At 37.7% G+C, this 23,801-nt stretch carries 24 protein-coding genes; 23 read left to right on the top strand and 1 reads right to left on the bottom strand.

The window, feature by feature from the left end; translation table 11 throughout:
* The 6 genes from ORL93_RS06020 to spoVM all read left to right on the top strand — a co-directional run bounded on the left by ORL93_RS06020 (window position 1) and on the right by spoVM (window position 5,439).
* A complete protein-coding gene (locus ORL93_RS06020; RefSeq protein ID WP_003199663.1) occupies window positions 1–753 on the top strand; it encodes a Stp1/IreP family PP2C-type Ser/Thr phosphatase in 753 nt (250 codons plus the stop codon).
* Between the two features lie 8 nt (window positions 754–761).
* Window positions 762–2,732 (top strand): Stk1 family PASTA domain-containing Ser/Thr kinase, encoded by a 1,971-nt coding sequence (gene pknB / locus ORL93_RS06015; protein WP_097794306.1) that lies wholly within the window; start codon window positions 762–764, stop codon window positions 2,730–2,732.
* A 284-nt stretch (window positions 2,733–3,016) separates the two neighbouring features.
* On the top strand, window positions 3,017–3,898 hold the full coding sequence (gene rsgA, locus ORL93_RS06010) for a ribosome small subunit-dependent GTPase A (protein WP_003199670.1): 882 nt from the start codon (window positions 3,017–3,019) through the stop codon (window positions 3,896–3,898).
* A 2-nt stretch (window positions 3,899–3,900) separates the two neighbouring features.
* Window positions 3,901–4,545 carry a ribulose-phosphate 3-epimerase gene (gene rpe / locus ORL93_RS06005; RefSeq protein ID WP_097794305.1) on the top strand — a complete coding sequence of 215 codons (645 nt, stop codon included), beginning with the start codon at window positions 3,901–3,903 and terminating at the stop codon, window positions 4,543–4,545.
* Window positions 4,546–4,650: 105 nt separating this feature from the next.
* Entirely contained in the window at window positions 4,651–5,292 is a 642-nt protein-coding gene (locus tag ORL93_RS06000; protein WP_018764724.1) for a thiamine diphosphokinase, read from the top strand.
* Window positions 5,293–5,358: 66 nt separating this feature from the next.
* On the top strand, window positions 5,359–5,439 hold the full coding sequence (gene spoVM, locus ORL93_RS05995; RefSeq protein WP_001213600.1) for a stage V sporulation protein SpoVM: 81 nt from the start codon (window positions 5,359–5,361) through the stop codon (window positions 5,437–5,439).
* 71 nt (window positions 5,440–5,510) lie between these two features.
* Here spoVM and rpmB read toward each other — a convergent pair whose 3' ends face one another.
* On the bottom strand, window positions 5,511–5,699 hold the full coding sequence (gene rpmB, locus ORL93_RS05990) for a 50S ribosomal protein L28 (protein WP_000124776.1): 189 nt from the start codon (window positions 5,697–5,699) through the stop codon (window positions 5,511–5,513).
* A gap of 378 nt (window positions 5,700–6,077) precedes the next feature.
* On the opposite strand from rpmB, the gene ORL93_RS05985 reads away from it, so the two are divergent.
* From ORL93_RS05985 to trmD, 17 genes are all read left to right on the top strand, one after another.
* A complete protein-coding gene (locus ORL93_RS05985) occupies window positions 6,078–6,440 on the top strand; it encodes an Asp23/Gls24 family envelope stress response protein (RefSeq protein WP_000021111.1) in 363 nt (120 codons plus the stop codon).
* Window positions 6,441–6,462: 22 nt separating this feature from the next.
* Entirely contained in the window at window positions 6,463–8,139 is a 1,677-nt protein-coding gene (locus ORL93_RS05980; protein WP_265958814.1) for a DAK2 domain-containing protein, read from the top strand.
* 430 nt (window positions 8,140–8,569) lie between these two features.
* Entirely contained in the window at window positions 8,570–10,618 is a 2,049-nt protein-coding gene (recG, locus tag ORL93_RS05975; protein WP_098161186.1) for an ATP-dependent DNA helicase RecG, read from the top strand.
* Window positions 10,619–10,708: 90 nt separating this feature from the next.
* Complete coding sequence (gene fapR / locus ORL93_RS05970) at window positions 10,709–11,302, top strand: transcription factor FapR (protein WP_003199443.1); 594 nt, start codon at window positions 10,709–10,711, stop codon at window positions 11,300–11,302.
* Window positions 11,299–12,291 (top strand): phosphate acyltransferase PlsX, encoded by a 993-nt coding sequence (plsX, locus tag ORL93_RS05965; RefSeq protein ID WP_018780923.1) that lies wholly within the window; start codon window positions 11,299–11,301, stop codon window positions 12,289–12,291. The genes fapR and plsX overlap by 4 nt, the downstream gene beginning before the upstream one ends.
* A gap of 14 nt (window positions 12,292–12,305) precedes the next feature.
* Window positions 12,306–13,256, top strand: a complete 951-nt coding sequence (gene fabD, locus ORL93_RS05960) for an ACP S-malonyltransferase (protein WP_003208176.1) — start codon at window positions 12,306–12,308, stop codon at window positions 13,254–13,256.
* Window positions 13,250–13,990, top strand: a complete 741-nt coding sequence (fabG, locus tag ORL93_RS05955; RefSeq protein WP_016115974.1) for a 3-oxoacyl-[acyl-carrier-protein] reductase — start codon at window positions 13,250–13,252, stop codon at window positions 13,988–13,990. The genes fabD and fabG overlap by 7 nt, the downstream gene beginning before the upstream one ends.
* A gap of 71 nt (window positions 13,991–14,061) precedes the next feature.
* Complete coding sequence (acpP, locus tag ORL93_RS05950) at window positions 14,062–14,295, top strand: acyl carrier protein (RefSeq protein ID WP_000786062.1); 234 nt, start codon at window positions 14,062–14,064, stop codon at window positions 14,293–14,295.
* A 59-nt stretch (window positions 14,296–14,354) separates the two neighbouring features.
* Window positions 14,355–15,092: a ribonuclease III gene (rncS, locus tag ORL93_RS05945; protein WP_003199450.1), complete on the top strand. Its 738-nt coding sequence runs from the start codon at window positions 14,355–14,357 to the stop codon at window positions 15,090–15,092.
* A gap of 148 nt (window positions 15,093–15,240) precedes the next feature.
* Window positions 15,241–18,810, top strand: a complete 3,570-nt coding sequence (gene smc / locus ORL93_RS05940) for a chromosome segregation protein SMC (RefSeq protein ID WP_097794302.1) — start codon at window positions 15,241–15,243, stop codon at window positions 18,808–18,810.
* Window positions 18,811–18,824: 14 nt separating this feature from the next.
* Entirely contained in the window at window positions 18,825–19,814 is a 990-nt protein-coding gene (ftsY, locus tag ORL93_RS05935; protein WP_006095745.1) for a signal recognition particle-docking protein FtsY, read from the top strand.
* Window positions 19,815–20,093: 279 nt separating this feature from the next.
* On the top strand, window positions 20,094–20,426 hold the full coding sequence (locus tag ORL93_RS05930; RefSeq protein WP_000891062.1) for a putative DNA-binding protein: 333 nt from the start codon (window positions 20,094–20,096) through the stop codon (window positions 20,424–20,426).
* A 12-nt stretch (window positions 20,427–20,438) separates the two neighbouring features.
* Entirely contained in the window at window positions 20,439–21,788 is a 1,350-nt protein-coding gene (gene ffh / locus ORL93_RS05925) for a signal recognition particle protein (protein WP_003199457.1), read from the top strand.
* Window positions 21,789–21,889: 101 nt separating this feature from the next.
* Window positions 21,890–22,162, top strand: a complete 273-nt coding sequence (gene rpsP / locus ORL93_RS05920; protein ID WP_000268750.1) for a 30S ribosomal protein S16 — start codon at window positions 21,890–21,892, stop codon at window positions 22,160–22,162.
* A 14-nt stretch (window positions 22,163–22,176) separates the two neighbouring features.
* Window positions 22,177–22,404, top strand: coding sequence for a KH domain-containing protein (locus tag ORL93_RS05915; RefSeq protein WP_018764718.1), 228 nt, complete (start codon window positions 22,177–22,179; stop codon window positions 22,402–22,404).
* A 119-nt stretch (window positions 22,405–22,523) separates the two neighbouring features.
* Entirely contained in the window at window positions 22,524–23,039 is a 516-nt protein-coding gene (gene rimM, locus ORL93_RS05910) for a ribosome maturation factor RimM (RefSeq protein WP_018764717.1), read from the top strand.
* Complete coding sequence (gene trmD / locus ORL93_RS05905; protein WP_097794301.1) at window positions 23,039–23,773, top strand: tRNA (guanosine(37)-N1)-methyltransferase TrmD; 735 nt, start codon at window positions 23,039–23,041, stop codon at window positions 23,771–23,773. The genes rimM and trmD overlap by 1 nt, the downstream gene beginning before the upstream one ends.
* Window positions 23,774–23,801: the final 28 nt, after the last annotated feature.

Here is a 23,801-nt window from a genome sequence, read left to right as displayed (position 1 = left end):
ATGAAAGCCGTGTTTCTATCGGATAAAGGGAAAGTTCGTCAACATAATGAAGATAGTGCAGGAGTTTTTCATAATTTAGATGGAGATATTTTAGCTGTTGTAGCTGATGGAATGGGAGGTCATCGAGCAGGTGATGTTGCTAGCTCGATGGCCATTCAACTATTCCATGATTATTGGAAACAAACGTATAATATGGATACACCAAAAAAGGCCGAAGAATGGCTACATACAAACGTTGAGATGATTAACGAGAGGGTATACGAATACTCGAAGAAACATACAGAGTGTAGTGGTATGGGAACTACTGTTATTGTTGCGATTTGTACAGCGGGATTTGTAACAATTGGACACATAGGAGATAGTCGATGTTACATGTTATCAGATGATGAGATTTCACTTATAACTGAAGACCATTCACTTGTAAATGAACTTGTTAGATATGGTGAGATTTCAAAAGAGGATGCAGAGTATCATCCAAAAAAGAATTTGCTTTTACGAGCGCTTGGAACAGAAGAAAAAGTTGGATTAGATGTTAAAACATTAGTGTTAGAAGAAAATGATCAACTGCTTCTTTGCTCTGACGGATTATCAAATAAAGTTGCTATGGATGATATGCGAAAGATTTTGCAATTAAACGAACAACTCGAGACAAAGGGAGAACATCTTGTTCAACTTGCGAATGATCGTGGGGGAGAAGATAATATTACCCTTGTCATTGTTGATTATGCGGATTCGGCAAACGAAAGTAGGTGAATTACAACGTGCTGATTGGAAAACGCCTAAACGACCGTTATAAGCTACTGAAAATGATCGGTGGCGGAGGGATGGCCAATGTATATTTGGCTCATGATGATATACTAGGCCGAGATGTAGCGGTAAAAATATTAAGACTCGATTATGCAAATAATGATGAGTTTATTAAACGTTTCCATCGAGAAGCGCAATCTGTTACAACGTTGTCGCATCCAAATATTGTGAATATGTATGATGTTGGGGAAGAAGATGGAATTTATTATCTTGTTATGGAATATGTACCTGGACAAACATTAAAGCAATACATAACGCAGCGTGGAATGTTACCGATAGGAGAAGCTCTTGATATTATGGAGCAGTTAACATCTGCAATGGCACATGCGCATCATTTTGAAATTGTCCATAGAGATATAAAGCCACATAACATCTTAATTCGGAATGATGGGGTCGTGAAGGTGACAGACTTTGGGATTGCGACTGCTACAAGTGCAACGGCGATAACGCATACGAACTCAGTGCTTGGTTCGGTCCATTACTTGTCACCAGAGCAAGCACGTGGAGGGATAGCGAATAAACAATCGGATATTTATTCGCTTGGTATTGTTATGTTTGAATTACTAACAGGGCGACAACCTTTCTCAGGAGAGTCTGCAGTTGCGATCGCTTTAAAACATTTACAGAATGAAACACCATCTCCAAAACGCTGGAATCCAGATATTCCGCAAAGTGTAGAAAATATTATTTTAAAAGCAACTGCAAAAGATCCATTTCATCGCTATCAGTCTGCTAATGCGATGAAGAGAGATATTGAAACGGCGCTATATCCAGAACGTATTAACGAGCAACCATTTTATATACCTGAAGATATGGAAGCGACGAAGGCAATTCCAATTATTCAACAAGAACAATTATTTGGAAATGTAAGCGATGAAACAATTGTATTGAATGGAAGTAAAGCGGATGAACAGATAAAAGATGAAGAAGTGAAACCGAACGAGAAAAAAAAGCGAAGTAACAAATGGCTGAAAGTGTTACTTACAACATTTTTACTTTTAGCAATCGGCACAACGTTAGCGCTGACTGTGATTCCAGGATTCTTTATTCCTAAAGACGTAAAAACTCCTGATGTGTCTGGTATGAAGTATGAGACTGCTGTTAACACTCTTGTTGAGAAAGGATTTGAAGTTGCTGAACCGAACATTGTTTATACAGATGATGTTGAAGCTGGGAAAGTAATTAAAACAAGTCCGGCAGCAGGAAGGGTTGTAAAAGAAAGGTCGAAAATTACTATCTATCAATCCGGTGGAAAAAAGAAGGATAAGATGAGTAATTTAATCGGAAAAGATTTTGATAGTTTGAAGGACGAATTGGAAGGGAAGTATAAAATTGTTGTTCGATACGATATTGAAAGCGAAAAACCAAAAGGTGAAATCGTAGAACAAAGTCCAGCAGCAGACCAAATGGTTGTGGAAGCGGAGCAAGATGTGAAAGTTTGGGTGAGTAAAGGTCCTTACCAAATTCGACCTGTTGATTTTTCTGGATGGACGGAAAATAGTGTGAATAGCTATTTAAATGAAAAGAAACTGGTCCCAAATATAAAAAGAGAATATTCGGATACTGTTGATAAGGGACAAGTAATTTCACAATCACCAAAACCAGGAACGCCGTTAAAAGAAGGGGATAAAGTAACGATTACTGTCTCTGATGGTCCGAAGCCTAAAGTAATGAAAACAGTAAAGGTTGATAACATTTCGATTCCGTATGAGCCTCCTGCGACAGGTGAGAAAAAGCCACAAACAATTGAAATTTATAAAGAAGATATGCAGCAGAAAATGGATAAGCCGATTGAAACGCGAACAATAACAGAATCTGCTACTATTACTTTGGAATTTGTGATTCAAGAAGGAACAAAAGGTCATTACAAAATTGTTCGAGATGGGACGACAATTATTGATAAAGAAGTGCCATATCCAGCCTAGTAAAGGTGTGTCTCCATTTGGTGGATTCCACCTTCTTTGTATGGAGAGTGGAATTTGTTGCTCTTGCCTGTTATGCTGTTAACGTAGAAGGGTAAGAAATTACGTTTTGAAATAGAAGGACAGCCATAAAAGTGAAGTGGAAATAAAGGAGAATCTGAACTGATACATAGTCAGTTTTATCCTAGTATTCGCTGGCAGTACCCCGTCTCAATATTTTAAGGAAGGGATAACTGTATGGAGAGGCTGATAACAATTTCACTTTATATAGAATAAAGGAGAATTATATGGCAGAAGGAAAAATTGTAAAAGCTTTAAGTGGTTTTTATTATGTACAGCATGAAGGTGGCATTACACAATGCCGTGGTCGTGGTGTATTCAGAAAAAATAAAATTACACCACTTGTAGGAGATCAAGTAGTTTTTCAAGCGGAGAATCCGAATGAAGGCTATGTTTTAGAGATTTTTGAGCGGAAAAATGAACTTGTTAGGCCGCCAATTGCCAATGTTGATCAAGCAATCCTTGTTTTCTCAGCAGTTGAACCAGATTTTAACCCAGGGTTATTAGATCGATTTTTAGTATTAATTGAATATCATAACATTAAACCAATTATTTGTATCAGTAAAATGGATTTAGTAGATGAAAAAATGCGAGAAACTGTTGAATCTTATGCAAATGATTATCGTGAAATGGGATATGATGTGTTATTTACTTCTATAAATACATCGGAAAGTATTGATATTTTAAAACCATTCTTAGAAGGTTGTGTCTCAGTTGTTGCGGGGCAATCTGGTGTAGGGAAATCTTCCATGTTAAATGTATTACGCCCAGATTTAGCCCTAAAAACAGATGATATTTCATCGCATTTAGGGCGAGGGAAGCATACGACAAGGCATGTAGAATTAATTGCAGTAGGAAGCGGTCTGGTTGCAGATACACCGGGTTTTAGCTCTCTTGATTTTATTGATATCGAAGTAGAAGATCTTACGTATTGTTTTCCAGAGTTGAAAGAAGAGAGTCAATACTGTAAATTTAGAGGGTGTACACACCTTTCAGAACCGAAATGTGCAGTAAAAGCTGCGGTTGAAGAAGGGAAAATTACACAATATCGTTATGAACATTACAAACAATTTGTAGAAGAAATTAGAGAGAGAAAGCCGAGGTATTAATTATGATTAAAATTGCACCATCGATTTTATCAGCAGATTTTTCCAAACTAGGGGAAGAAATTAAAGATGTAGAAAAGGGCGGAGCGGATTATATCCATGTTGACGTAATGGATGGGCATTTTGTTCCGAACATTACAATTGGTCCATTAATTGTAGAAGCGATTCGTCCAATTACATCTTTACCATTAGATGTACACTTAATGATTGAAAACCCGGATAACTATATCCCTACTTTTGCAAAAGCTGGAGCGGATATTATTACTGTTCATGTAGAGGTGTGCCCGCATTTACATCGTACGATTCAATTAATTAAATCACATGGTATTAAAGCTGGAATTGTATTAAACCCACATACACCAGTTTCAATGATTGAACACGTATTGGGAGATATTGATATGGTATTACTTATGACAGTAAATCCAGGATTTGGTGGACAGAAGTTTATTCACTCTGTATTACCGAAAATTAAACAAGTTGCAGAAATGGTCAAAGAGCGTAATTTACAAGTAGAAATCGAAGTTGATGGTGGTGTGAATGCTGAGACTGCGAGACTTTGTGTAGAAGCTGGAGCAAATGTTCTTGTAGCAGGATCAGCAGTGTACAATCAAAAAGACCGCGGTGAAGCAATTCGAGTAATTCGTGGGTAAGGAATATAGATAAGAAAACTTTTAAGACCTGTTAGAACGGGCTAATGTGAAAAAAGCAATCTACCGACTGGCAGATTGCTTTTTTCTATAGAAGGGAAAGAAAAGATGATTATTCATATTTTAGCTGGAGGACCGGCGGAGTACTGTGCTGATTTCTCTCGGTATGAAAATGAGGAAGTAGTATGGGCTGCGGTTGATCGTGGTGTATATCGTTTGTTGCAAAGAGGAATCATACCTACTGTTGCATTTGGTGATTATGACTCAGTTACAGATGAAGAATTAGCGTGGATGCAAAAACAGACAGATGAGTTACATATTGTTCCGCGTGAAAAAGATCAAACGGATTTAGAAATTGCAATTCATTGGGCACTGGAGCAAAAGCCGGATTTGATTCGCATTTTTGGTGCTACAGGCGGAAGGCTTGATCATGGGTTAGCGAACATACAAATGCTTTTAAAAGGGCTGGAAGCACATACTGAAATGTATATCGTTGACAATAAAAATGAAATCTCTGTAAAAAAAGTAGGCACATATATAATTGAAGAAAATGAACAATTTCCATACGTATCCTTTGTACCTGTTACGGAAATTGTAAAAGGTATTACACTTCGTGGCTTTAAATATCCTCTTACTGATAAAACGATAGAATGGGGATCGACGCTTTGTATTAGTAATGAACTCATTGCGGAAAAAGGTACTTTTTCATTTGCTTCTGGCATATTAATGGTGATAAGAAGCACTGATTGAAGAAACACTTTTGCTACTTGCATCATATAGTAAACAAGTGGAGTAATGGGGATTAGGAGGGAAACCATGAGATTTTATACAATTAAGTTACCTAAATTTCTTGGTGGAATTGTTCGCGCGGTGTTAAATACCTTTAAAAAGGACTAAAAAAGCACCATTAATGGTGCTTTTTTCATGAGGATAATAAAAAAAGAGCCTATTGGCTCTTTTTTTTATTATTAAACACGTTCGATTTTGCCAGATTTTAATGCTCTAGCAGAAACGTAAACACGTTGAACTTTACCGTCGATGCGTACGCGAACTTTTTGAAGGTTAGCGCCCCATTTACGTTTTGTAGCGTTCATTGCGTGAGAACGAGAGTTACCAGAACGAGCTTTTCTTCCAGTAATAGCACAAACACGAGCCATCTATATTTCCCTCCCTTAACTACCTTACCATACGTAATTTTTTCAATGTTAGTCTTTTATGCGATGCTAAAAACACTACTATAATTTAACACAACTAAAAAGAGAATGCAACAGTGTATAAAAAAGAAATCAAGAAAAATTACTTGACACTAAATTTCAGTAAAGAAAAGTAGAAATCAAGAAAAATCACTTGACATATTATAGTGGTACATGTTGTATAATAACAATGGACTATTTTGCTCGTCGTAGAAAAGTGTAATAATAAGTATAAAATATGAGAGCGAAAAGAAAGAACGATGGAATTTTCTTTAAAAAGATTATATGATAGTAATTAAAGTAGTCTAGCTCACTTTCACCATTTATGAAGGGGGAAAAGAGATGTCAATTGAAATTAAAACGAAGTACGGTCAAATTGATATTAGTACAGATGTAATTGCAACGATTGCTGGAGGTGCCGCGGTAGATTGCTACGGTATCGTTGGTATGGCTTCAAAAAATCAATTAAAAGATGGATTAACAGAAATTTTACGAAAAGAAAACTTCACTAGAGGCGTTATTGTTCGTAAAGACGAAGATGAAGTACATATTGATATGTATATTATTGTGAGCTATGGTACAAAAATTTCAGAGGTAGCACACAACGTCCAAACGAAAGTGAAATATACATTAGACCAAACGGTAGGACTAGCAGTAGATTCTGTAAACATCTACGTACAAGGAGTTAAAGTAATAAACTTGTAATGTGCATTAAGGAGGAAAATCTGTGTCAATTCAAAAAATTGATGGGAAACGTTTATCACAAATGATTATTCAAGGAGCGAATAACTTAACAAACAATGTTCAGCTTGTTGATGCATTAAACGTTTTTCCAGTTCCAGATGGCGATACCGGTACAAATATGAATTTATCAATGACTTCAGGCGCGCGTGAAGTGAAAGCAAACCCTTCGCAGCATGCTGGTAAAGTCGGCGTAAGTTTAGCAAAAGGATTATTAATGGGAGCTCGTGGTAACTCAGGTGTTATTTTATCTCAGTTGTTCCGTGGTTTCTCTAAATCCATTGAACAAAAAGAAGAATTAACAACAGTTGATTTTGCGGCAGCTTTAGAAGCTGGTGTAGAAACGGCGTATAAAGCGGTTATGAAGCCGATTGAAGGAACGATTTTAACAGTTGCAAGAGAAACGGGGAAATATGCAGTCATAGTTGCGAAAAAACAGCGCGACTTTGTTTTGTTTATGGAAGACGTTGTCAAAGAAGCAAATGCATCGTTAAATCGTACGCCAGATTTATTACCTGTATTAAAACAAGTTGGCGTTGTAGATAGCGGTGGTAAAGGTCTTGTTGTTGTATACGAAGGCTTTTTAGCTGATTTAAAAGGGGAAACAATTTCTTCTGATGTACCAGCACAACCATCTATGAATGAAATGGTGCGTGCGGAGCATCACCGTAGTGTACAAAGCCAATTGAGTACAGAAGATATTAAATACGGATATTGTACGGAATTTATGGTGAAATTAGAGTCTGAAAAAATGAAAGAACATAATTTCTCTGAGCAGAAATTCCGTGAAGATATTAGCGTATATGGAGATTCATTGCTTGTTGTCTCGGATGATGAAGTTGTAAAAGTTCATATTCATGCAGAACATCCTGGTGATGCGATGAACTACGGTCAACGTTATGGTAGTTTGATTAAAATTAAAGTAGAAAATATGCGCGAACAGCATACTGCTTTATTAGATGAACCAACACCGATGCCGGAAAAAGTAATTCCAGTAAAAGAAAAGCAACCATACGGTATTGTAACTGTAGCGATGGGATCAGGTATTAAAAACCTATTCGAGAGCATTGGGGCAACACAAGTTATCGAAGGTGGTCAAACGATGAACCCAAGTACAGAGGATATCGTAAAGGCAATCGAAGAAGCGAATGCTGAAAAAATCATTATATTACCGAATAACGGGAATATTGTGATGGCAGCAGAGCAAGCGGCATCTGTTGTTGATCAAGAAGTGATTGTTGTTCGTTCAAAAACTGTTCCTCAAGGAATAGCTGCAATGTTAGCATTTAATCCAGTTGGAACGTTAGAAGAAAACGAAGAGAACATGCAAGAAGCACTAGCACATGTGAAAACAGGTCAAATTACGTATGCAGTTCGTGATACGGAAATTGACGGTGTAGCGATTCAAAAAAATGATTTCATGTGTATTGCAGATGGGAAAATTGTATCTACAAATGCTAAAAAAGTAGATGCAGCGAAGCGATTGCTAGAAAGTATGATTGATGAAGATTCTGAGATTGTAACGATCTTGCAAGGTGAAGATGCAACAGATGAAGAAGTTGCAGAGTTAGTTGCATTTGTAGAAGAGAAGTTTGAAGATGTAGAGGTAGAAGTTCACCAAGGAAATCAACCTGTATATTCTTTCATATTCTCTGTAGAATAAAGGGAATTTCTTTTTTGCATAGAGATGAATGGTTTTACTTGCTAATGAGCAAGAACTAGCGATAATCTATCGTCAGTGGTTCTTTTTCAAAAGGCTAGCATAATGACGATAAAAAAGAGCCTTGCTGCTATAGTAAGGCTCTTTTTTATCGCATATCTTTCTTTGGAATATACATAATTTGATAAAAGATTTCGCAAAGTTTAATCAAGTAGGTATTTAGGTTAATGAAAGGAAAGTGTCATTATATATGGCTGATAATGTATAAGGGTAGTTTCCTTGAGAATGCCTATGATAGAATAGAAAAGGCAGAAGAGAACGATTACAAGTTAGGATAGTAAATGTATAAGTTATATGGAATTGTATATCCATATATGCATGAAGTATATACGCGAGTAAAAATAAGAAAATGATGTGACGGAGCGTGAAAATCTTGAGTGAAGTTGTGCAAGTTCCTGTTACGGATGTAAAAGGAATCGGGGAAGAGACATCTGAATTATTACATGAGATGGGGATTTATACAGTTTCCCATCTATTAGAGCATTTTCCGTACCGTTATGAAGACTACGCGATGAAAGATTTGGCAGAAGTGAAACATGAAGAGCGTGTAACAGTGGAAGGAAAGGTGCATAGTGCTCCTTTATTACAATATTACGGGAAAAAGAAATCGCGTCTTACTGTTCGCGTACTTGTTGGCCGTTATTTAATTACGGCTGTATGTTTTAATAGACCGTATTATAAACAAAAATTAAAGCTTGATGAAACGGTGACGATTACTGGTAAATGGGATCAGCATCGTCAAACGATTTCTATATCCGAGCTTCACTTTGGTCCAGTCGTACGTCAGCAAGAAGTGGAACCTGTGTATTCAGTAAAAGGAAAATTAACAGTAAAACAAATGCGACGTTTTATTGCACAAGCTTTAAAAGAGTATGGTTCCTCTATAGAAGAAATGTTGCCAGATGGTTTGTTAGGGCGTTATAAATTATTACCGCGTTATGAAGCGCTTCGAGCGCTGCATTTTCCAGTTGGTCAAGAAGATTTAAAACAAGCACGTCGTCGATTTGTATATGAAGAATTTTTCTTATTCCAGCTCAAAATGCAAGCGTTGCGTAAAATGGAAAGAGAGAGTTCGAAGGGGACGAAAAAAGATATTTCAATGAAAGAATTAGAAGAGTTCACTGATGCACTTCCGTTCCCGCTTACTGGCGCACAGCGTCGCGTTGTTTCTGAGATTATAAAAGATATGCAGTCTCCGTACCGGATGAATCGGTTATTACAAGGGGATGTTGGATCAGGAAAAACAGTTGTAGCTGCAATTGCTCTTTATGCAGCGAAACTTGCACATTATCAAGGTGCGTTAATGGTCCCTACAGAAATTTTAGCTGAGCAACATTATCAATCGCTAGCAGAGACGTTCTCGCATTTTAATATGAATGTGGAATTGTTAACGAGTTCAGTTAAGGGGGCACGTCGTCGTGAAGTTTTAGCGAAACTTGAACAAGGAGAAATAGATATTCTTGTTGGGACACATGCTTTAATTCAGGATGAGGTCATTTTCCATAGACTTGGACTTGTTATTACTGACGAACAACACCGTTTTGGTGTAGCGCAGCGCCGCGTTTTACGAGAGAAAGGTGAAAGTCCAGATGTGTTGTTTATGACAGCAACACCGATTCCTCGTACATTGGCGATTACTGCTTTTGGAGAGATGGATGTTTCTATTATTGATGAAATGCCTGCTGGGCGTAAAGTGATTGAAACGTATTGGGCAAAACATGATATGTTAGAACGTGTCCTTGGTTTCGTGGAAAAGGAAGTGAATAAGGGGAGACAAGCTTATGTAATTTGTCCGCTTATTGAAGAATCTGAGAAGCTTGATGTGCAAAATGCAATTGATTTGCATAGTATGCTGATACATCACTATCAAGGAAAGTTTCAGGTTGGATTAATGCACGGACGTTTATCTTCTCAAGAAAAAGAAGATGTAATGGAGAAATTTAGTGAAAATAAAGTGCAAATTCTTGTTTCAACAACTGTAGTTGAGGTTGGTGTCAACGTGCCAAATGCAACGGTTATGGTAATTTATGATGCGGAGCGCTTTGGTTTATCGCAATTGCATCAGCTTCGAGGTCGTGTTGGCCGTGGGAGTGAGCAGTCGTATTGTTTGTTAATCGCAGATCCGAAATCGGAAACTGGGAAAGAACGCATGCGCATTATGACAGAAACAAATGATGGATTTGTATTGTCGGAAAAAGATTTAGAGTTACGTGGTCCTGGAGATTTCTTTGGAAGTAAACAAAGTGGTCTACCAGAGTTTAAGGTAGCTGATATGGTACATGATTATCGAGCGTTGGAAACGGCGAGACAAGATGCGGTCGTGCTGGTTGATTCTGAAGCGTTTTGGCACAACGAGCAGTATGCTGCATTACGCGTATATCTTGAAGGAGCAAGTGTGTTTCAAGGAGAAAAGCTCGATTAAAAATGGAATGTGCAAATTTTTTTGTTGCATTCTACTTTTAATGATTATATACTACTGTTAGTACCTAGTCATAAAAACGGATGGTGCGGTATGAAAAAAAGAAAAAGTAAGAAAGAAAGACAAGTATTATTACAACAAACAATAGAAACGAATCCTTTCATAACGGATGAAGAGTTAGCAGAGCAGTTTCAAGTAAGTATACAAACTGTTCGCCTTGATCGAATGGAATTATCGATTCCTGAGTTAAGAGAGCGAATTAAACATGTGGCAACGAAACAGCATGAAGAAGATGTAAAATCTTTACCGTTAGAAGAGGTAGTTGGAGAAATTATTGATATAGAATTAGATAGACATGCAATTTCTATTTTTGAAGTGAAGATGGAGCATGTATTTAAAAGAAATCAAATTGCGCGTGGGCACCATTTGTTTGCTCAAGCGAACTCACTAGCTGTTGCAGTTATTGATGAAGAATTAGCTTTAACTGCAAAGTCTACCATTCGATATATTCGTCCTGTAAAATTAGGAGAACGTGTTGTTGCAAAAGCCCGCGTTGAAGATGTGGAGAATGATAAAGGACGGACGGTTGTCAAAGTGCATAGCTTTGTTGGCGAAGAACTTGTTTTTACAGGCACTTTTGAAATGTATCGATCTAGTAATTATAGTGAGGAAGGTAACAATTTATGAAAATCGCAATAGATGCAATGGGTGGCGATCACGCTCCAAAAGCAGCTGTATTAGGAGCAATGAAAGCTATTAAGGAATATTCAGATTTACATATTACTTTGGTAGGAAAAGAAGAGGAGATTCGTCAGTATTTAACAAGCGAAGAGCGTATTACTGTACTTCATACAGATGAAAAGATTGAAGGGACAGATGAACCAGTAAGAGCTGTTCGTCGGAAAAAGCAAGCTTCAATGGTACTTGCAGCGCAGCAAGTAAAAGAAGGTGTAGCCAATGCTTGTATATCAGCAGGTAACACAGGGGCTTTAATGGCAGCGGGATTGTTTGTGGTAGGACGTATGGAAGGGATTGAACGTCCAGCGTTATCTCCTACAATGCCAACAATTGATGGAAAAGGTTTTGTTATGTTAGACGTTGGAGCAAATGTTGACGCGAAGCCAATTCATTTATATCAATATGCGGTAATGGGTTCTATTTACGCTGAGAAAGTAAGAGGAATTAACAATCCGCGTGTTGGTCTTTTGAATGTCGGGACAGAAGATGGCAAAGGAAACGAACTTTCAAAACAAGTATTCGCTATGCTAAAAGATGCGCCAATTAATTTTGTTGGAAACGTTGAGTCAAGAGACCTATTACAAGGTGTGGCAGATGTAGTTGTATGCGATGGTTTTACTGGAAACGTAGCATTAAAATCATTAGAAGGAACTGCACTAGCATTATTTTCTATGTTAAAAGAACAATTAATGAGTTCGTTCACAAGTAAATTAGCAGCGGCAGTATTAAAACCGAAGCTGATGATATTAAAAGATAAAATGGATTATTCGGAGTATGGCGGAGCAGCATTGTTTGGATTAAAAGCTCCTGTCATTAAGGCTCACGGATCTTCTAATGATCAATCGATTTTTAGTGCGATTCGTCAAACGAGAGAAATGGTAGCGAAAGAAGTCATTCCTACAATTTCAAGTGTAATGGAGAAAGAGCCGCTTCAATAAGAGGAGGGTTTGAAATGGGAAAACTAGCATTTCTTTTTCCGGGCCAAGGTTCACAGGCGGTTGGAATGGGACAGCAATTAGCAGGGAATAATAAAGAGGTTGCAAAAATATTTCAAAAAGCGGATGAAGTTTTACAGGAGTCTCTTTCATCATTAATTTTTGAAGGACCTCAGGAGAAGCTAACGTTAACGACAAATGCGCAACCAGCACTATTAACGACAAGTATTGCAATCTTAACAGCTTTGAAACAATATGATATTACGCCTGATTATGTTGCTGGCCATAGCTTAGGTGAGTATAGCGCGCTTGTTGCAGCGGGAGCATTAACATTTGAAGATGCTGTTTACGCTGTGAGAAAACGTGGTGAATATATGGAAGAAGCTGTGCCAAGCGGAGAAGGTGCAATGGCCGCTATTTTAGGGGCAGATCCAGATGTTCTGAAACAAGTTACAGAAGAAGTAACGAGTGAAGGTCATGCTGTGCAAATTGCTAATATGAATAGTACGAAGCAAATCGTTATCTCTGGAACGAAACGAGGAGTAGAACTCGCTTCTCAAAAAGTGAAAGAAAATGGTGCGAAACGAGCAATTCCGCTTCGTGTGAGCGGTCCGTTCCATTCTTCATTAATGAAACCAGCAGCTGAGAAGTTTCAAAATGTTTTAAATGAAATTACAATTCAAGATGCAAACATCCCAGTTGTTGCAAACGTTACGGCTAATTGCGTTAATCGCAGTGAAGATATTCAAGAAAAGCTAATTGAACAGCTCTATTCACCTGTTTTATGGTACCCATCTATTGAACAGATGGTAGAACAAGGTGTAGATACATTTATTGAAATTGGTCCCGGGAAAGTTCTTGCTGGTCTTATGAAATCAATTGCTCCATCTGCAAAGGTATATGCGATATATGATGAAGAGACATTGAAAGATACCATTTCAAGTTTGAGAGGAGAAAGCGGATGTTAAAAGGGAAAGTTGCATTAGTAACAGGTGCATCACGTGGAATTGGCCGCGCAATTGCAATTGATTTAGCGAAGCAAGGGGCAACAGTTGTAGTTAACTATGCTGGTAATGAGCAAAAAGCAAATGAAGTAGTTGATGAAATAAAAAAACTTGGTTCAGAAGCAATCGCAGTGAGAGCAGACGTTGCTAATGTTGAAGAAGTTACAAACCTGGTAAAACACACTGTGGATACATTTGGACGAGTTGATATTCTTGTGAATAATGCAGGGGTAACAAGAGATAATTTATTAATGCGTATGAAAGAAGAAGAATGGGATACAGTTATTGATACAAACTTAAAAGGTGTATTCTTATGTACGAAAGCAGTATCTCGTTACATGATGCGTCAGCGTCATGGTCGTATTATTAATATTGCTTCTGTTGTCGGTGTTACAGGGAATCCCGGTCAAGCAAATTACGTTGCAGCAAAAGCTGGGGTAATTGGATTGACAAAGACTTCCGCAAAAGAATTGGCTAGCCGAAATATAACAGTAAATGCAATTGCTCCAGGGTTTATTGCTACTGATATGACAGATGTATTAGGCGAAAACGTAAAAGAGGAAATGTTAAAATTAATCCCTGCTGCTAAGTTTGGAGAAGCGCAAGATATTGCGAATGCTGTAACATTTTTTGCTGCTGATCACAGCAAATATATTACAGGACAAACATTACATGTTGATGGTGGTATGGTAATGTAATAAAAGAAACGATTTCACCTAGTTTTTTTGTGAAATATTTAATATAATATTTGAGGGGAGGTGAATGAATTATGGCAGATGTTTTAGAGCGTGTAACGAAAATTATCGTGGATCGTTTAGGAGTAGAAGAAACAGAAGTAGTACCAGCTGCAAGCTTTAAAGAAGATTTAGGTGCAGACTCCCTAGATGTAGTTGAACTTGTAATGCAATTGGAAGATGAGTTTGAAATGGAAATTTCTGATGAAGATGCAGAAAAAATTGCTACTGTTGGCGATGCTGTGACTTACATAGAGAGTCATCTATAATGTTTGAGTGAAGTCCCGTTTTATAGCGGGGCTTTCTCGGCTTATATCTGGAGGGACCTATGCCGTACCGAAAATATAGAGAAAAAAAATATGAAACAAAATATCGTGAAGCTTTTAAAATGTTTCAACAAAAAATAGGTATTACGTTTACAGACGAAAAATTATTAATTCAAGCATTTACGCATTCATCGTATGTGAATGAGCATCGAAAAAAGCCACATGAAGACAATGAACGTCTAGAATTTCTTGGAGACGCTGTATTAGAATTAACTGTATCACAGTATTTGTTTCAAAAATATCCGACAATGAGCGAAGGAGAGCTAACAAAGTTGCGTGCAGCTGTTGTATGTGAACCATCTCTTGTCCGCTTTGCGAATGAATTGTCATTTGGTAACCTTGTTTTACTAGGAAAAGGTGAAGAAATGACAGGTGGACGTGAACGACCAGCTTTATTAGCGGATGTCTTTGAAGCGTTTATTGGTGCCCTTTATCTTGATCAAGGGTTGGAGACAGTTTGGGAATTCTTAAAAGAAATTGTATATCCAAAAATTAATGAAGGTGCTTTTTCTCATGTGATGGATTATAAGAGTCAACTACAAGAATTAATTCAGCGTGATGGTAGCGGTAATATTGAGTATCAAATTTTGCAAGAAAAAGGACCTGCTCACAATCGAGAGTTTGTGTCACGTGTTACATTAAATGGCGTGGCTCTAGGTCTTGGTAGCGGTAAGTCGAAAAAAGAAGCAGAGCAACAAGCTGCTTCAGAGGCGTTGAAAAAGTTAAAAGAACAATCATAAGGAATCCCCCTTTACATGAGGGGGATTCCTTATGCATAGAATGAAACTTTATTTTTATTTGGATATGAAAAGATAAATATGAATCCGTACAGTAGTTTGTTTTTATAGGCAGAGACTATAAAAACGAAGAATAGGGGGAAGGCCTTTCGTGTTTTTAAAGAGATTAGAAATAGTAGGATTTAAATCCTTTGCGGAGCGTGTATCTGTTGATTTTGTTCCAGGTGTAACCTCTGTAGTTGGTCCTAATGGAAGCGGAAAGAGTAATATTACTGACGCGATTCGCTGGGTACTTGGTGAACAATCTGCAAAATCATTACGCGGTGCAAAAATGGAGGATATTATTTTTGCGGGAAGTGATACGCGAAGAGCAGTTAATGTTGCAGAGGTAACATTAACCTTAAATAATGAAGATCAGCGTTTACCTATTGAGTATAATGAAGTGAGTGTTACGCGCCGCGTTTCTCGCTCGGGAGATAGTGACTTTTTTATTAACAAACAATCTTGTCGATTAAAAGATATTGTTGATTTATTTATGGATTCTGGTATGGGACGAGAAGCTTTCTCAATCATTAGCCAAGGAAAAGTAGAAGAAATTTTAAGCAGTAAATCTGAAGAGCGTCGTGGTGTATTTGAAGAAGCAGCAGGCGTATTAAAATATAAACTTCGCAAAAAGAAAGCTGAAGGAAAATTAGCAGAAACACAAGAAAACTTAAATCGTGTGCAAGATATTATTCACGAATTAAGCACTCAAGTAGAGCCGCTTGAAAGACAAGCTTCTATTGCGAAAGACTATCTTGAGAAAAAAGAAGAACTAGAAAAAGTAGAAGCAGCTCTCATTGTATATGAAATTGAAGAATTACATGAAAAATGGGAAGCGCTTAGAAAGCAGTTTGGACACAATAAAGATGAAGAAGTAAAAATGTCAACGCATTTACAAAAAAATGAAGCAGAGCTCGAAGAATTACGCGGACAATTGCAAGCGATTGATGAATCTGTAGATTCCTTGCAAGAAGTTCTCCTTCTTTCTAGTAAAGAGTTAGAAAAATTAGAAGGGCAGCGTGAATTGCTAAAGGAACGAAAGCAAAATGCAACAACGCACTGCACACAGCTTGAACAGTTAATTATTGAGTTAACAGAAAAAGCCAAGATTTATGATGTGGAAATTGAAACCGGTACAGAAGAACTAATGAAATTTGCAAATCAGGTAAAAGCATTAGAACAAAAGCTACACGAAAATGAGAAACTTCTTTCTACATATGCAGAAAACCTAGAAGAGCAAATTGAGCATTTAAAAGGAGATTATATTGAACTTTTAAATCAACAAGCAAGTAATCGTAATGAATTATCTATGCTTGAGGAACAATTCAAACAACAAAATTCTAAAAATCAACGCCTTGATGAAGAAAATGAAAAGTATGTACAAATGCGTATGCAAATTACAACTAAAAAGGAAAAATTTGTAGAGAGTTATGAAGAAGTAAAAGAGAAAGTGACAAGCGTTATTACCAATATACAAAAAACAGAAGCGGCGCTTGGAAAATGCAAGGCACAATATAGTGAAAATGAAACAAAATTGTATCAAGCATATCAATTTGTTCAACAAGCTCGCTCTCGAAAAGAAATGCTGGAAGAGATGCAAGAAGACTATTCTGGGTTTTATCAAGGTGTACGTGAAGTATTAAAGGCCCGTGAAAGTAAACTACATGGCATTGAAGGTGCGGTCGCTGAATTACTTACTGTACCGAAGGCATATGAAGTTGCTATGGAGATTGCACTTGGTGCAGCAATGCAACACGTTGTTGTACAAACAGAAGAGCATGCTCGCGAGGCAATTGCCTTTTTGAAACAAAATCGCCATGGACGTGCGACGTTTTTACCACAGGCAGTTATTAAGGGAAGATCGTTATCATTTGAACAGCTACGTATGATAAAGCAACATTCAGCGTTTATAGGTGTGGCAGCAGAACTCGTGCATTACAATAATAAATATGAAAATATAGTTTCAAATTTATTAGGAACGGTCGTCGTTGCAAAAGATTTAAGAGGTGCGAATGAGTTAGCGAAGCAATTACAATATCGCTACCGTATTGTAACGATTGAAGGAGATGTTGTAAATCCTGGCGGTTCTATGACTGGTGGGGCTGTAAAACAAGCGAAATCTTCTCTACTAGGGCGACAACGTGAATTAGAAGAGTGGAGCAAGAAGCTTACTGAAATGGAAGGAAAAACTTCTAAGTTAGAAAACTTTGTTAAAGCGTTAAAACAAGAAATTCAAGAAAAAGAAGTTAAGATAAAAGAATTACGTCACGATGCAGAACAAGAGCGTGTAGATGAACAAAAATTAAAAGAAGAAATTAATCAGCTTGAGCTAGAAGAGCATCGTATTAATGATCGTTTATCTATTTATGATTTGGAAATAGAAGGATTTTTACAAGATCAAGTGAAAATGCAAGGGCGAAAACAAGAGCTGGATAGAATTTTAGTAGAGCTTCAAAAAGATATCACAGAGCTTGATGAAAAAATTGTTGCTTTAACGAAGCAAAAAAGTGACCAGCATTCTTCGAAAGAAAAAGTTCAGGCGGAGATGACGGAGCTGAAAGTACAAGCAGCAGAAAAGCAGCAACGTTTGTCTAATCAAAAAGAGAAAGTAGATCGTTTGACGAAAGAACAAGAGGAAACGCAGCGAACGCTTGTAAAAACAAAAGAAGATTTAGCATTCTTAAAGCAAGAAATGACATCGAATTCAAGCGGTGAAGAGCAAATTACGAATATGATTGAAAAGAAAGCACATGACCGAAATCAAACATCGGAATTAATTAGTTCCCGTCGTGAGCAACGCCTGAGCCTTCAAGAACGGGTAGAACATATAGAGCGTGAAGTGAAAGATACGAAAGGGCGCCATAAATATGTTCTCGAGGTTTTAAAAGATCAAGAAGTGAAAATCAATCGCCTTGATGTTGAATTAGAAAATAGATTGCAACATTTACGCGAAACGTATACGATTTCATTTGAAGCAGCAAAACTGAAGTATACAATGATAATGCCTGCAGAAGATGCGCGTAAAAAGGTGAAATTAATCAAACTATCAATCGAGGAGCTCGGAACAGTAAACTTAGGGGCAATTGAAGAGTATGAACGCGTAGCAGAACGACATACGTTCTTGTTAGAGCAGCGAGATGACTTAGAAGAAGCGAAAGCGACATTGCACCAAGTTATTATGGAAATGGATGAAGAGATGAAAAAACGCTTCTCTACTACATTCCAGGCAATTCGTACAGAATTCCAGACCGTCTTTTGTGAACTATTTGGCGGAGGAAGAGCAGACTTAGTGATGACAAATCCGCAAGATTTATTAAATACAGGGATTGATATTGTTGCGCAGCCACCGGGTAAGAAACTGCAAAATTTAGGTTTACTTTCAGGTGGGGAGCGTGCCTTAACTGCAATTGCACTGCTATTTGGTATTTTAAAAGTAAGACCTGTTCCGTTCTGTGTACTAGATGAGGTTGAAGCGGCGCTTGATGAAGCGAATGTAGCTCGTTTTGCGCAGTATTTGAAAAAGTTTAGTGATGAAACGCAGTTTATTGTTATTACACATCGAAAAGGTACGATGGAAGAATCAGATGTACTGTACGGGGTAACAATGCAAGAATCAGGTGTTTCTAAGCTTGTTTCCGTTCGTTTAGATGACGGAGAAGAGCTTGTTGCAAGCAAATAGGAAGGATGAGAAGAATGAGCTTCTTTAAAAAATTAAAAGAAAAGATTTCGAAACAAACAGATACTGTAACAGAGAAGTTTAAGCAAGGGTTAGAAAAAACGAGAAATTCATTTGCGGATAAAGTAAATGATTTAGTGTATCGCTATCGTAAAGTCGATGAGGATTTCTTTGAGGAATTAGAGGAAATTTTAATTGGTGCAGATGTTGGTGTTGCAACAGTAATGGAACTTATCGATCAGTTGAAGGAAGAAGTACAACGCCGCAATATTCAAGATCCGAGAGAAGTGCAAGCTGTTATTTCGGAAAAACTAGTAGGGATTTACAAAGGTGAAGAAGACTTCAGTAATGAACTTAACATACAACAAGATCAATTAACGGTTATTTTATTTGTTGGTGTTAATGGTGTTGGGAAAACGACAACAATTGGTAAAATGGCTCATAAGTTTAAATCCGAAGGTAAGTCTGTCTTATTAGCAGCAGGGGATACGTTCCGTGCAGGAGCAATCGAACAGCTAGAAGTATGGGGCGACCGAGTTGGTGTGGAAGTTATTAAACAAGGATCTGGTTCTGACCCGGCAGCGGTTATGTATGATGCTGTTCAGGCTGCAAAAGCGCGTAAAGTAGATATCTTGCTATGTGATACAGCAGGTCGCTTGCAAAATAAAGTGAATTTAATGAAGGAGTTAGAAAAGGTGAAACGTGTCATTGAACGCGAAGTTCCAGGTGCTCCTCATGAAGTATTGCTTGTTATTGATGCAACGACAGGTCAAAATGGTTTAAGTCAAGCGAAAACATTCCGCGAAGCAACGAATGTTACAGGTATTGTTCTAACGAAATTAGACGGGACTGCTAAAGGTGGTATCGTATTAGCGATTCGTAATGAGATGGACGTACCAGTGAAATTTGTTGGACTTGGAGAACAAATGGACGACTTACAGCAATTTGATCCAGAACAATATGTGTATGGTTTATTTGCAAACTTAGTAGAAAAAGAAGAAGTATAAAGTGAAACTTCCATCCGTGGAGGCATTTTCCATGGATGGTTAGCCCTCACCAATCGGGTATTTATGGGTGGTTATTCTCCACCTATCTTCTTCGCTTCTTTTTGAATCTTAAGGTGGAGGTCTTACTGCCCGCAAATAGCGGGGGAAGTGAAAGAAGCGGTTTTTCCGCTTCTTTTTTATAAAAAATATATCATGTTAAGAAAAAAACTTGACACTCTTTTATACTCCATGTAAACTAATTCATGTAAAGGGAAATCACTTAACAAAGGATGATCCAACATGCTCGAAAAAACAACGAGAATGAATTATTTATTTGATTTTTATCAATCGTTGTTAACGCAAAAACAAAGAAGTTATATGTCGCTTTATTATTTAGATGATTTATCTCTTGGTGAAATTGCGGAAGAATTTGATGTAAGTCGCCAAGCCGTGTATGATAACATTAAACGGACTGAAGCGATGCTTGAAGAATATGAAGAGAAATTAGTATTACTTCAAAAGTTTCAAGAGCGACAGCGACTTGTTGCAAAGCTAAAACAGCTAATCAGCGAAGAAGAGCATGTGAATGAAGAAATGAAACAAGTTGTTGAAGCTATCGAAAAATTAGATTAGGAGGGCGGCAATATGGCATTTGAAGGATTAGCCGACCGACTTCAACAGACGATGCAAAAAATCCGCGGCAAAGGAAAAGTTTCTGAAGCCGATGTAAAAGAAATGATGAGAGAAGTTCGTCTTGCTCTTTTAGAAGCGGATGTTAACTTTAAAGTAGTAAAAGATTTTGTAAAGCGTGTGTCTGAGCGTGCTGTCGGACAAGATGTAATGAAGAGTTTGACACCTGGCCAACAAGTAATTAAAGTTGTACAGGAAGAACTTACAGAACTTATGGGCGGAGAGCAAAGTAAAATTGCTGTCGCTAATAAGCCACCAACTGTTATTATGATGGTTGGTCTGCAAGGTGCAGGTAAAACAACGACAACAGGTAAACTTGCGAATTTGCTTCGTAAAAAGCATAATCGTAAACCGATGCTTGTTGCAGCCGATATTTACCGTCCTGCAGCGATTAAACAGCTTGAAACATTAGGGAAGCAATTGGACATGCCTGTTTTCTCATTAGGGGATCAAGTAAGTCCTGTTGAAATTGCGAAACAAGCGATTGCGAAAGCAAAAGAAGATCATCATGATTATGTTTTAATCGATACAGCGGGTCGCCTGCATATTGATGAAGAACTAATGGATGAATTAGCGAAAGTGAAAGAAGTTGCGAAACCGGATGAAATCTTCCTTGTTGTCGATGCGATGACAGGACAAGATGCGGTAAATGTTGCACAAAGTTTCCATGAACAGTTAGGTTTAACAGGTGTTGTTTTAACGAAATTAGACGGTGATACGCGCGGTGGTGCGGCACTATCTATTAAAGCAGTAACAAACACACCAATTAAATTTGCTGGTATGGGTGAAAAGCTAGATGCGATTGAAGCGTTCCATCCAGAACGCATGGCATCCCGTATTTTAGGGATGGGTGACGTTTTAACATTAATTGAAAAAGCGCAAGCTACAGTTGATGAGGAAAAAGCAAAAGAACTTGAGCAAAAAATGCGTACGCTTTCGTTTACACTAGACGATTTCCTAGAGCAACTTGGACAAGTGCGTCAACTTGGACCACTTGATGAATTGCTAGGAATGCTTCCTGGTGCAAATAAAATTAAAGGGCTGAAAAATGCACAAGTTGATGAAAAACAAATTGGGCATATTGAGGCAATTATTCGTTCTATGACAAAAGTAGAGCGAGAACATCCGGAAATTATCAATGCTAGTCGTAAAAAACGCATTGCCAAAGGTAGTGGTACAACAGTACAAGAAATTAATCGTCTACTGAAGCAGTTTGAAGATATGAAAAAAATGATGAAGACGATGACAGGCATGCAAAAAGGTAAGAAAAAAGGACTAGGTGGATTGAAGTTTCCATTTATGTAAGGAAAAAAAGATGGCTCTGTTAAGAAAAAATACTTTACAAAGCAATAGTCTTTTTGCTAATATAATTATCTGTGTGAAATAAATTCGGAGGTGCTTTATAAATGGCAGTTAAAATTCGTTTAAAACGTATGGGAGCTAAAAAAACTCCTTTCTATCGTGTAGTTGTTGCAGATTCTCGTTCTCCTCGTGACGGACGTTTCATTGAGGAAATCGGTACTTACAATCCGGTTGCTCAACCAGCTGAAGTGAAAATCAACGAAGAAGCAGCATTAAAATGGTTAGGAAATGGTGCGAAACCATCTGATACAGTTCGCAATCTTTTCTCTAACCAAGGTATCATGGAGAAATTCCACTTATCTAAACAAGGTAAGTAATTGAGGCAATGACAATGGAAAAGTTGATCGAAACAATTGTCAAACCTCTTGTAGATCATCCTGAAGATGTAAAAGTTTCACAGGAACTTTGCAACGGAGAGATAAAGTATCGATTGACTGTGCATCCTGAGGATGTTGGAAAAGTCATTGGAAAGCAGGGGCGAGTTGCGAAAGCAATTCGGATGCTCTTGTATTCAGTGGGACATCACAATGATGAGAAAGTCACACTGGAAATTCAATAAACGTTAAAAGGGCGAGGATTTTTCCTCTCCCTTTTTTAACATTTTTAAAGAAATTGCATGTTCCATATATGGAATGGAAATGCTTAACTTATATAGAAAACAGGGGTGACATGCTGTTTATGACAAAATGGTTTAACGTAGGTAAAATTGTAAATACTCATGGTGTTAGAGGGGAAATTCGAGTTATTTCTCGTACCGATTTTCCTGAAGAACGATATAAAGTAGGGAATACATTATACATATGGCATGATAAAGGGACGGAACCACTTTCGGTAAAGGTCGCTTCTCATCGCCAACACAAAACATTTGATTTATTGACATTTGAAGGGTATAACAATGTAGATGAAGTAGAGAAGCTAAAAGGTTCTTCAATCAAAGTACCAGAAGAGCAGTTAGGTGAACTTGCTGAAGGTGAGTACTATTACCATGAAATTATTGGCTGTAAAGTTGTAACAGAAGAGGGAGAGGATTTAGGTACGATAAAAGAGATTCTATCTCCTGGTGCGAATGATGTTTGGGTGATTAAACGCCCGAAAGGTCAAGATCTTTTAATCCCTTACATTGATGATGTTGTACTTCAAGTTAACATTGAAAATAAATTAGTAACCATTCATGTAATGGAAGGATTGCTATAATGAAAATCGATATTTTAACATTATTTCCAGAGATGTTCACCGGTGTTTTTGGATCTTCGATTTTAAAAAAAGCGCAAGAAAAAAAGGCAGTGGAGCTTAGGGTTGTAAATTTTCGTGATTATACAACAAGTAAGCATAACAGTGTAGATGATTATCCGTACGGTGGGGGCGCGGGGATGGTATTAACCCCACAGCCTATCTTTGATGCGGTGGAAGAGTTAACGAAGGAAACTGACCGTAAACCAAGGGTTGTCTTAATGTGTCCACAAGGAGAGCGTTTCACGCAGAAAAAGGCAGAAGAGCTTGCTGGAGAAGAGCATGTTATTTTTGTATGTGGTCATTATGAAGGATATGATGAACGAATTCGTGAACATCTTGTAACAGATGAGATTTCTATTGGTGATTACGTATTAACGGGCGGAGAATTAGCCTCTATGGTTGTTACCGATAGTGTTGTACGTCTTTTGCCAGGAGTACTTGGAAATCACGCTTCTCAGGTGGAAGATTCTTTTAGTACTGGTTTGTTAGAGCATCCGCACTATACACGTCCAGCTGATTTCCGTGGCATGAAGGTACCGGATGTACTTACGTCAGGAAATCATAAAAATATTGATGAATGGCGTCATAAAGAATCCCTGCGCCGTACGTATACACGTCGACCGGATTTACTTGAAGAACGTCAATTATCAAAGCAAGAAGAAAAATGGCTTGAACAAATTAAAAAAGAGCAATAAGAACTTCATATATTTTCTATTGCAACAG

It is taken from the genome of Bacillus sp. DHT2 (assembly GCF_026241455.1).
GTDB classification, from domain to species: Bacteria; Bacillota; Bacilli; order Bacillales; family Bacillaceae_G; genus Bacillus_A; species Bacillus_A pseudomycoides.
Note: the sequence above shows the minus strand (reverse complement) of the source record. Positions and strands in the feature narration are given on the sequence as shown.

Coding starts and splice junctions, on each gene's coding strand:
- ORL93_RS06020 (WP_003199663.1), top strand. CDS start 1: ATGAAAGCCGTGTTTCTATCGGATAAAGGGAAAGTTCGTCAACATAAT.
- rsgA (WP_003199670.1), top strand. CDS start 3,017: ATGGCAGAAGGAAAAATTGTAAAAGCTTTAAGTGGTTTTTATTATGTA.
- rpe (WP_097794305.1), top strand. CDS start 3,901: ATGATTAAAATTGCACCATCGATTTTATCAGCAGATTTTTCCAAACTA.
- ORL93_RS06000 (WP_018764724.1), top strand. CDS start 4,651: ATGATTATTCATATTTTAGCTGGAGGACCGGCGGAGTACTGTGCTGAT.
- spoVM (WP_001213600.1), top strand. CDS start 5,359: ATGAGATTTTATACAATTAAGTTACCTAAATTTCTTGGTGGAATTGTT.
- rpmB (WP_000124776.1), bottom strand. CDS start 5,699: ATGGCTCGTGTTTGTGCTATTACTGGAAGAAAAGCTCGTTCTGGTAAC.
- ORL93_RS05985 (WP_000021111.1), top strand. CDS start 6,078: ATGTCAATTGAAATTAAAACGAAGTACGGTCAAATTGATATTAGTACA.
- fapR (WP_003199443.1), top strand. CDS start 10,709: ATGAAAAAAAGAAAAAGTAAGAAAGAAAGACAAGTATTATTACAACAA.
- plsX (WP_018780923.1), top strand. CDS start 11,299: ATGAAAATCGCAATAGATGCAATGGGTGGCGATCACGCTCCAAAAGCA.
- fabD (WP_003208176.1), top strand. CDS start 12,306: ATGGGAAAACTAGCATTTCTTTTTCCGGGCCAAGGTTCACAGGCGGTT.
- fabG (WP_016115974.1), top strand. CDS start 13,250: ATGTTAAAAGGGAAAGTTGCATTAGTAACAGGTGCATCACGTGGAATT.
- acpP (WP_000786062.1), top strand. CDS start 14,062: ATGGCAGATGTTTTAGAGCGTGTAACGAAAATTATCGTGGATCGTTTA.
- rncS (WP_003199450.1), top strand. CDS start 14,355: ATGCCGTACCGAAAATATAGAGAAAAAAAATATGAAACAAAATATCGT.
- ftsY (WP_006095745.1), top strand. CDS start 18,825: ATGAGCTTCTTTAAAAAATTAAAAGAAAAGATTTCGAAACAAACAGAT.
- ORL93_RS05930 (WP_000891062.1), top strand. CDS start 20,094: ATGCTCGAAAAAACAACGAGAATGAATTATTTATTTGATTTTTATCAA.
- ffh (WP_003199457.1), top strand. CDS start 20,439: ATGGCATTTGAAGGATTAGCCGACCGACTTCAACAGACGATGCAAAAA.
- rpsP (WP_000268750.1), top strand. CDS start 21,890: ATGGCAGTTAAAATTCGTTTAAAACGTATGGGAGCTAAAAAAACTCCT.
- ORL93_RS05915 (WP_018764718.1), top strand. CDS start 22,177: ATGGAAAAGTTGATCGAAACAATTGTCAAACCTCTTGTAGATCATCCT.
- rimM (WP_018764717.1), top strand. CDS start 22,524: ATGACAAAATGGTTTAACGTAGGTAAAATTGTAAATACTCATGGTGTT.
- trmD (WP_097794301.1), top strand. CDS start 23,039: ATGAAAATCGATATTTTAACATTATTTCCAGAGATGTTCACCGGTGTT.